Annotated in this window: 8 protein-coding genes and 1 pseudogene; 4 read left to right on the forward strand and 5 right to left on the reverse strand. The window is 46.6% G+C overall.

Features of this window, described 5'->3' with window-relative positions:
* Positions 1–79: 79 nt before the first annotated feature.
* A pseudogene (locus ACN0TT_RS20170) lies at positions 80–718 on the forward strand (sigma 54-interacting transcriptional regulator); the annotation flags it as partial.
* 47 nt (positions 719–765) lie between these two features.
* Here the strand turns inward: ACN0TT_RS20170 and norR are convergent.
* Positions 766–2,316, reverse strand: coding sequence for a nitric oxide reductase transcriptional regulator NorR (gene norR / locus ACN0TT_RS20175; RefSeq protein ID WP_417763917.1), 1,551 nt, complete (start codon positions 2,314–2,316; stop codon positions 766–768).
* Positions 2,317–2,652: 336 nt separating this feature from the next.
* Here norR and ACN0TT_RS20180 point away from each other — a divergent pair, with 336 nt between their 5' ends.
* From ACN0TT_RS20180 to ACN0TT_RS20190, 3 genes are read left to right on the forward strand one after another with little or no spacing between them, the layout of a single operon-like run.
* Positions 2,653–3,198, forward strand: a complete 546-nt coding sequence (locus ACN0TT_RS20180; protein ID WP_238895479.1) for a class I SAM-dependent methyltransferase — start codon at positions 2,653–2,655, stop codon at positions 3,196–3,198.
* A 53-nt stretch (positions 3,199–3,251) separates the two neighbouring features.
* Positions 3,252–4,010, forward strand: coding sequence for a ferredoxin--NADP reductase (locus ACN0TT_RS20185; protein ID WP_417763918.1), 759 nt, complete (start codon positions 3,252–3,254; stop codon positions 4,008–4,010).
* Positions 4,011–4,024: 14 nt separating this feature from the next.
* Positions 4,025–4,333 (forward strand): DUF1971 domain-containing protein, encoded by a 309-nt coding sequence (locus ACN0TT_RS20190; protein WP_417763922.1) that lies wholly within the window; start codon positions 4,025–4,027, stop codon positions 4,331–4,333.
* 719 nt (positions 4,334–5,052) lie between these two features.
* On the opposite strand, the gene ACN0TT_RS20195 is transcribed toward ACN0TT_RS20190, so the two are convergent.
* The 4 genes from ACN0TT_RS20195 to ACN0TT_RS20210 form a co-directional block, all read right to left on the reverse strand.
* Positions 5,053–6,207 carry a cupin domain-containing carboxymuconolactone decarboxylase family protein gene (locus tag ACN0TT_RS20195; protein ID WP_417763919.1) on the reverse strand — a complete coding sequence of 385 codons (1,155 nt, stop codon included), beginning with the start codon at positions 6,205–6,207 and terminating at the stop codon, positions 5,053–5,055.
* Between the two features lie 209 nt (positions 6,208–6,416).
* Positions 6,417–7,100: a hypothetical protein gene (locus ACN0TT_RS20200; RefSeq protein ID WP_417763920.1), complete on the reverse strand. Its 684-nt coding sequence runs from the start codon at positions 7,098–7,100 to the stop codon at positions 6,417–6,419.
* 472 nt (positions 7,101–7,572) lie between these two features.
* Positions 7,573–8,718, reverse strand: coding sequence for an efflux RND transporter periplasmic adaptor subunit (locus ACN0TT_RS20205; RefSeq protein WP_417763921.1), 1,146 nt, complete (start codon positions 8,716–8,718; stop codon positions 7,573–7,575).
* A partial coding sequence (locus ACN0TT_RS20210; protein WP_417763923.1) for an efflux RND transporter permease subunit occupies positions 8,711–8,884 on the reverse strand: 174 nt, incomplete at its 5' end. The genes ACN0TT_RS20210 and ACN0TT_RS20205, both read right to left, overlap by 8 nt.

An 8,884-nucleotide genomic window follows, 5' to 3' on the forward strand; every position in this document is an offset into this window, starting at 1 on the left:
ATTTGATCACATGACAAGATGCGCATCTACCTTAATTTGATGATTTTTATCTAAATCATCAGGGGATTCCTCAGTACTACGTACGCTGCAAAATGGTGAGATCCAACGTCTAGGGGCTGATAAGCAAATCAAGGTTAATGTCCGCATTATTGCAGCAACAAACCGAAATCTTGTGGAGATGGTAAAGTGTGGCGACTTTCGAGCAGATCTTTATCATCGCTTAACCGTATACCCCGTGGTCATTCCACCACTGCGTGAGCGGGGTGACGACATTCTGTTATTGGCGGGCTATTTTGTAGAGTGTAATCGCAGCCGTTTCAGTTTTCGCAGTTTAATCCTTGCGCCAACAACCGAGCAGCTACTATTGCAATATCGCTGGCCTGGTAATGTACGAGAGTTGGAACATGTTATTAGTCGCGCGGCATTACGTACTGTTAGCCAAGGTGCTGATAAAAAGGAGATCGTCACCATTGAACCATGCCATCTCGATCAAGAACTACGCCATACGGTTGCGCATCAAACGTCGTTGGTGCCTGCTGCTGTCGCGGTCCCAAGTCATAGGGAGGGGTCACTCAAGCAACAGGTCAATGATTTCCAACGGCAATTACTGCAGCACACACTCATAGAGACCCAATACAATTGGGCCAACGCCGCCAGATTACTTAAGGTTGATGCCAGTAATCTGCATAAATTGGCGCAAAGACTGGGGCTTAAGTAACGTCTTTTCCGACGTGGAGAGCGTAACGCCCATAAAGCTTAGCCATGCTATTTTATGGCGAGCCGCTTGGCTAATCGATGCAGATTCCCTGTATCCATACCGAGCGCACGGGCAGTAGCAGCCCAATTATGCTGGTTATCTTCATAGCATTGTAAAATCAGCTGTTTTTGAAATGAGGCCGTGGCTTGTTTTAAGTTGCACTCTTCCGTAGATGACCACGGCAACCCCGCATGATCAGGCGCTAACTGTTGCGGCGCGTTCACGGTGGGGGCATGGCTGTTATCAATGCCAGATAGCGATAGATGGTGTGGCGTAAGAAGAATATTAACGTCGGCGCTGGACGCATTGGCTAATACCGCCGCACGGCTGATGACATGCTCTAGTTCACGCACATTACCAGGCCAAGGGTAATGTTTGAGGTTGTCGATGGTTTGCCGCTCAAACCGAATACTTTTGATATTGAGCTTTTGTCGAATCCGCTCTGCAAAAAAACCGGCCAGCAGCACCACATCATTATTTCTATCGCGTAATGGAGGCACAAACACCGGAAAAACACTCAATCTATGATAGAGATCGGCCCTAAATCGCCCCGCCATTACCTCCGCTTGCATGTTTCTATTGGTTGCCGCTACAATGCGCGTGTTCACTAATATCGTGCGGTCATCCCCGACTCGCTGAATATCGCCATACTGCAGTGCACGCAGTAATTTCGCTTGTAATGCGAGTGAAAGCTCACCCACCTCATCGAGAAATAAAGTGCCATTGTTGGCTTGTTCAAATTTCCCTTTTCGATGACTTATCGCCCCCGTAAAAGCGCCTTTGACATGACCAAAGAGTTCACTCTCAGCAACCGACTCGGGGAGTGCCGCACAATTAAGATACACCAACGCCTTATCGACACGCTTGGAGCGGTGATGAATCGCACTAGCGACCAACTCTTTGCCGACTCCAGTTTCCCCCATGATAAGCACGGTAAGATCTGTACTCGCTACGGCATCAATTTGCGCTTGTAATGACTGCATTGCCGCAGATTTACCAATCATCTCGTGTTTCATGCTATGGCGCACGGTCAGCGGCTCGCGCTCTGTCTGTTGTTCCAACTTGTCGAGCAGTAATGCCGTGTGCAAGCCACTGGCCGCCAACGCACTTATAAAGCGCAGTTCATCATTAGGGATGTTATCAAACTGATCTGGTGCAAAAGCATCAATAGTGATCGCCCCAATCAATTGGTCATCAATTAGTAGCGGTAAGCCAATACAGGAATGCACATGCAGCTGTTGACCGTGGTTGGGGATCAGCCCGTCATAGGGATCCGCTAAGTCACTGTCTGCGGGAAAACGGACGATATCTCCGGCACGAGCAATTGCTTGCAACCGTGGGTGCGCGTCAATTTCAAAGCGGCGGCCGAGCACTTCCTCTGCCAAGCCATTGATGGCCAGTGGCGTAAATTGCTGCCCTTGCAGTAACAACAAGGCCGAGGCATCACAGTTAACCACTTGTCGAATGGTCGCTAGCAGTCGATCAAATCGATTATCACGGCTCAATCCTGAGTTCAAATCTTTGGTGATACTCAGCCATTGAGGTAAGCGTTCTGCCATTTAAAGCTCCACTGGTTGTCATATTGACAGTATAGCTGTCAATATGACAATTTAAAACAATGTCATATCGACATCTTTTTGCTACTTATTAAAAAATAAATCAATATAAATCAATATAAATCAATATAAATCAATATAAATCAATATAAATCAATATAAATCAATATATTGAATATTGGCATGTCCAATGCAATAACAAATTGTCAGGCCGATAAACCGTGGCTACCCGATGCCGCGTAGCCATCGCAACAGCAGTAAGTGGCAGGGTCACTAACGCCATCTATCACTGCATCAACTGATGGGCAGTATGTCTCAATTTAGAAGGATAAGAGTGCAATGAGTTTTGCAGAACCTGAAAAGCTAACGTTAATTTTTGATGCCGAAAATAGAGAGGAATGGCAACGAACATCCTACATTTTGGAGCGGCTGGCTATTCGCGATGATATGACCGTCGCTGACATTGGTGCTGGCACTGGATATTTTTCCAACATTTTTGCCGACCAAGCGCAAAAGGTATATGCCATTGACTGCGAGCCCAATATGGTAAGTTATATGCAGCGCCGCTTTCAGCAATCGTCACACAGCAATATCGACATCAGCCAATCCACTAAGACCGATCCCTGTTTGCCTAATGGCGTTGACTTGGTTTTTGTCGCCAACACCTATCGCTTTATTCGAGAGCGCACGCAGTTCTTAAACAATCTGCATGCACAAGTGTCGCCTAATGCACACATCGTTTTTGTTGACTTCAAAGGTGAGCAAGCCCAAGTCTCACCACAAATGGTGGTCGCAGAAGTTGAGCAAGCGGGATTTCGTGTCATCGATTTAGATGTGAGCGGTTGCCCTGACCACTATGTATTGTCATTTGCTAAAGTTAGCTAAAGCGCCATTTGGGAGCGTGGCATAATCGACAGAGACAAATGTTCGGAGGCAGCATGATTCCACAAGCTTTAGCACTGGGTAAAGTCGTACGGCGTATCGATTGGACCGCCCAGCAATTCTCCATTGTTGTTCAGGCTGACGTTGCACCGTTCGTTGCAGGACAGTTTACTAAGCTCGCATTGCAAAATGAGCAAGGTGATTGGATCCGTCGCGCATATTCCATCGTAAATTCGCCGCAAGAGTATGCACAAACAGGAGAGTTAGAGTTCTTGATCGTAGCCGCTCCCAATGGGCAGCTCTCCGCCAAATTGCAGCTATTGCAGCGAGGGGATGCTGTTGGAGTGGGCAAACAGTCCAGTGGATTTATGACCTTGGCAGAGGTGCCAAGCTATGCCAAAGAACTATGGTTAATGGCGAGTGGTACGGGCATCGGCCCTTATATTTCCATGCTCAAATCTCCCTCGCTACCTTTTGAGAAAATTGTGTTAGTGCATGCCGTTCGCACCGAGGGAGATCTGGTGTATGCCAGCCAAATAGCGCAATTGCAGGCGCATCACCGTCGATTAACCTTAGTGAAAATTGTCTCTCGAGAAATCGTCAGCGGTGCACTATCAGGCAGGATCCCGCAATTGCTCCGCAATGGTGCGTTGGAGCAGGCAGCTTCTCTCTCCCTCGATCCTGATAGCAGTTTTGTCTACCTATGTGGTAACCCTTCCATGGTGAAAGACACTGGTGTCGCGTTAAATGAACGTGGGTTAAATAAACATTTAAGGCGTGCACCCGGGCATTATAGTTTTGAAAATTACTGGTAAATGAGGACCATATGATGAATCAGCTTAGTATACCGAAAGATTGGACTATTCAACGCTCAACCCCATTTTTTACCAAAGACAATGTGCCCCAAGCACTGCTAAGTCATCACAATACTACGGCAGGGGTTTTTGGACAGCTTTGTGTCATGGCCGGTGTGGTCACTTACTATGGCTTTGCTGACGAACATGCCAAAGAGGCTGAAATTAAACGGGTGATCCCGGCAGGAAGCTTCGCCATTAGTCCACCACAATATTGGCATCGTATTGAACTCAGCGATGATGCCCAGTTTAATCTCAATTTTTGGTCTGAAGCTAAAACGTAAAATCGGGCTAGAAAAAATCCCACTTTAAGCGTTATATCGGAAAACAGAACAATTCTTTTAGGTCACAGACAAGCAGTAAACTGAGTTACTATACCCCGAGTTTGTTGATAAGGTTAAACAGACGAAAGCTGAAATCGCGGCAGGCAACGTTGAAATAATCCGGCCAGAGATCCAGACCGTGCGCACTAAGCTCAAAGAGCAAAAGCGTATCAAGGATAAGTATGAGACGGAGCGAGAGAAGTTAGAGCCTTATTTGCGGTTGCGCAGCATCACTTGAATGATAAGCTGGTTCAGGCGTTAACTCGTGTGGATGAGTTGGAGCATGAAAACGCAGAGCTTCGGGAGGAGCTTTCTAGGCTGAAAAGAAATCAGGTCGTGCCAATCAAATAATCCACCAGTAGCCCACTGACATATTGATGTGGGCTACCAAAAACTCCACACGACTGCCACTTCTTCCCTAGCTCACTTTTGGACAAAAGCAAGTTAGTACATCGGCTGTGTCAGGTGAATTTCGGATAAAAATTTCTATGGACTAACGCCGCGTTTAGGGGGGAGGCACGCAACACCGATGCTACCGCATGTTCCACCAAAATCTGCATCAAACGTCACTGCCGACTGAAGTCATAGGGATTCCTAATTTATGAATAATGTTCAATAACGATGTAGCGTTGTGTCGCAGATGAAGTTGATATTTCAACTTCATCTGGAATGGTTGCAGATCACTGTAATTGCAGTAAGACGCTTTTAGCGTTAGTGGTTAAATCACTGCCCATAGCCTGCTCAAATTGAGAAAATACTCTGTCCATTTGTGTCGCATCAACTCCTAAAGTCGTTGCAATTCTCAAATGTGAACGGAGCTGTGCATTGACATCACCAAGGGCAGATAACGAGCTCACGACCACAAGTTCACGATAAAGATGGGGCAAGTTGTCCCGGCTAAACAAATAGCCAAACAGATGCGCTTTTAATGCGTGATCGACCGTAGGCGAAAAATTATTAAACAGTGGGCCAGAGACCTGTTCCACAGGCACCTGATTGAGGTAAGCCAACGTCTGATTACCACGTTGGTAATAATCTGTACTCTTTGGTAAGTCGTTGGGTAACACACCCATATTGTCGTGAATGCCGTTCGCGGTGCGCTCTTCCAGTAACGATCTCAGAGTTAGCATGCCGTTTAGAGCTCGGGGGAAGCCGACATAAGCGTACTGATGAGCGAATACTTCTTTAATCTGATTGACGGTTAGTCCTTGCTCTAACCCATTAACTAACGCTGGCTTGAGTTTTTCCAGTTGCCCGGTTGCAGTAAATGCTGCAATGGGAATTAAACTCAGTTGTTCATCTGTCAAAATAACCGGATCCAGTTTACCTGGCGGCTTGGGTTTCGAAGTGGACGCTGCTGGAAGTTCTACTTTTTCCAGCCACGTCACCGCTTTTCCGTCATTTGAAATCGGACTGATCGCGATATGCGTCATAGCACTCGATTCACTCGCCCCATGCCAGTGTTTTACACCCGGCGGACACCAGACGATATCACCTTTATGAATAACCTGAATTGGCTTTCCCCATTCTTGCGTACGTCCTTCGCCCTCTGTGACAATCAGATACTGACCGTGCGGATGAATATGCCATTTGGTTATTGTATTGGCTTCAAACGAAACGACTGCTGGTGCAACATTTCCTGATGAAGGAAGAACGGGAAATCGGGCAAATTGCGCCTGCCCAGAAAAATTACTCGCTGGTGCATTATTGTACTGATGCTGTTCCGCACGAGTGATTGTTTGAGTATTATCCTCTGTTGAAGCAATAGCAGGAGCAAATGCTGAAGACGCAGTGCACAGCGAACCTAATGCCAAACGAGTAATCAATCTCTTCATATCAAAACTTCCTTCGTAAAAAAGATGGTACCAATACGATTGAGTGTTATGTAACTGACTCTCAGCATAAATGCTGGTCATTACCCGCTCACTCTGGATTTTTTGGTGATTCAATCAGTTAGTGATATACCACGATAGCGATACCCGATATTTAAGCACGCGAAAAACAGATGATCTTCGGGATGAGTTGCATGTGGTTCTACCTGAAATTAAATACCAATAGTTTGAATTTCAGTCGATGAAAGAACAGTTTTCCCTTGATTGGATGGTAGTTTTGCCAATAGTACTTTCGCAACCTGCAATGCCGTAACTGGCCGCCAGCTCTGAGGCATGATGGAACCGAACAGTTTGAATACGTTCATTGCGAACTTTTCAGCGGGACGCTGTTTTTGCCCAAGGGCTGTTCTATCACCCAGTAAAAGTGATGGTCGGACAATTAATAATGATTCAGGAGCCTGTGCGGTCAGGGCTTCCTCTAGTTCACCTTTTATTTTGTTATAAAACACATTGGAACGACTGCTGGCTCCGGCAGCACTCACCAGTCCAATTCGGTTAGTACCTACCGATAATGCCATTTTCGCAACAGCAAGATTTGCCTCTAAATCGATTTTCCGAAATGCCGACTGACTGCCCGCCTGTTTGATAGTAGTCCCAATGGATAAATAGAGCTCATCAACGGATGGTATGATTGGCAAATTGCTAAAATCAACTAGATGCACAACCAGTTTCGGATGTTTAACCGTAAGCTCTCGTCGGCATAGAGCATGAACCTCACTGACTGTTTCGTCAGCTAAAAGCCCTTGTAAGAGATAGTGACCGACCAGCCCTGTCGCCCCCGCAATCGCAACACGACGTGAAATTGCGCTGCTTATAATGCTATTTAACTCTGACATAAGTAATTCCATCAAAAAATAAGATCACCTCCGGCTTTGCCGGGGAAAACTGGCTCAAATATTTGCAGTAAAAAAGTGCCCAGTATACTAATTGCACGTTCTACATGGGTCATCACACCATCGGAATCACATCGTATCCCTGTCCCGTCCGAGTATTGAATAGTTCATTTGTGCGTGTGTAAATAATGCCCAACCTTTGGCATTTTATAATTCAAGCGTGGCCGCTCCTCTCCATGCTGAGGAGGACCATGAACCAAAAGATTTTCGCCAAACCAAACCTAATCGTTTATTTGATTTGGCAAACACACGCAGCCTCAAAATCACAAACTCAACTCATTTCTGGGATACTAATGTGTTACTTTTACTCAATCGTCCACTTCAGGGACAAATATGTGGGTAAAAAAACAGTGAATAACCGAAGTGTTATCGATTCAAATATCTTTTCAATATATACAGCATGATATTGATAGTATTAACTTTTTCTAATCAGGTTCACCTTGTCATTTTGTGCAATTCCATCAGGTGGATTGGCAATCACTTTATCTGTTGACAACAAACCACTCTCAATTTCGATATTACGCCCCAGATCGCGCGCTATGGTGACCGGTTTTATCACCACTGAGTTGTTAGCAGTCACCGTCGCGACGGTTAAGCCTTTGCTGTTAAACATCAAAGCACTGGCAGGTATGGTGAGAACATCCGCACGTGGCTTAAGATGTAATTCAACACTGGCGTAAGCGCCAGGCATCAAACCACCATCAAGGTTATCCACCATCAATTGCATTAGCGTGGTGCCGCTTTGTTGATCTACAGAGCGGGCGTTGGCAACCACCTCGGCGTGATAAGCTTTGTTCGGTGTTTCGGGGACATGAATAGTGGCGTCTGTGCCAAGATCAATCTGTGGCACATAGGTTTGCGGTACGCGGATATACACTCGGATTTTACTAGTGTCCGCCACCTCAAACAACGCACTACCACCGTTACTGCCTGCAGAAATCAGATCACCTATGTCGGTATTGCGGGCAGTAATAACGCCATCAAATGGTGCAGCGATATCAGCGTAAGCTTTTTGTACCTCAAGATATTGCAGGTTGGCTTTGGCCGCTTTTACTTCCGCTTCCCGCGCGTGATAGGCGCTGACGTTTTCTTCAGTTTCCTGCTCTGACACTGCGCGACTTTTCACTAGGCTCAACCAACGGTCAGCGGTCGCTTTGGCTTGATCACAATTAGCCTCACTTTGGCGTAATTGCGCCTTTGCTTGCAACAGTTGTTGGTCAATATCTGGCGTATCAATCACCGCTAGTTTGTCGCCAGCGTGAATTTTGCTGCCGATATCAAACTGCCAGTTTTTTAAATAGCCATCGATGCGCGCGTAAATGGGTGCTTCGCGGAACGCTTCCATTCGCCCTGGCAGTTGCAAGCTGTCCGCGTTGCTCGCCGAAGACGGCGTAATCACCGCCACGGTAGGAATGGCCTGTTCGGCCGTCCAGTTATTTAAGGTTTCGCTTTCCAGCGAGCGGATATACAAACCGCTGACGGCGATGGAGGCTGCGACCGCAGTGATAACCACGCCGATATTGCGCAAACGGCGGGAATGCACAGTTGTTGGATTAGACATGGGATTCTTCCTTCACTAAAGTCGGTTCGACGCGCTGCTCGCGTTGACGATGAAAAATACTGAAAAGTACAGGGACAAAAAACAAGGTAGCGACGGTAGCAAACAGCAAACCGCCGATAACGGCTCGGCCGAGCGGCGCATTTTGCTCACCGCCATCACCAAGGCC

The organism is Shewanella sp., from assembly GCF_048265805.1.
Classification (GTDB): Bacteria; Pseudomonadota; Gammaproteobacteria; order Enterobacterales; family Shewanellaceae; genus Shewanella.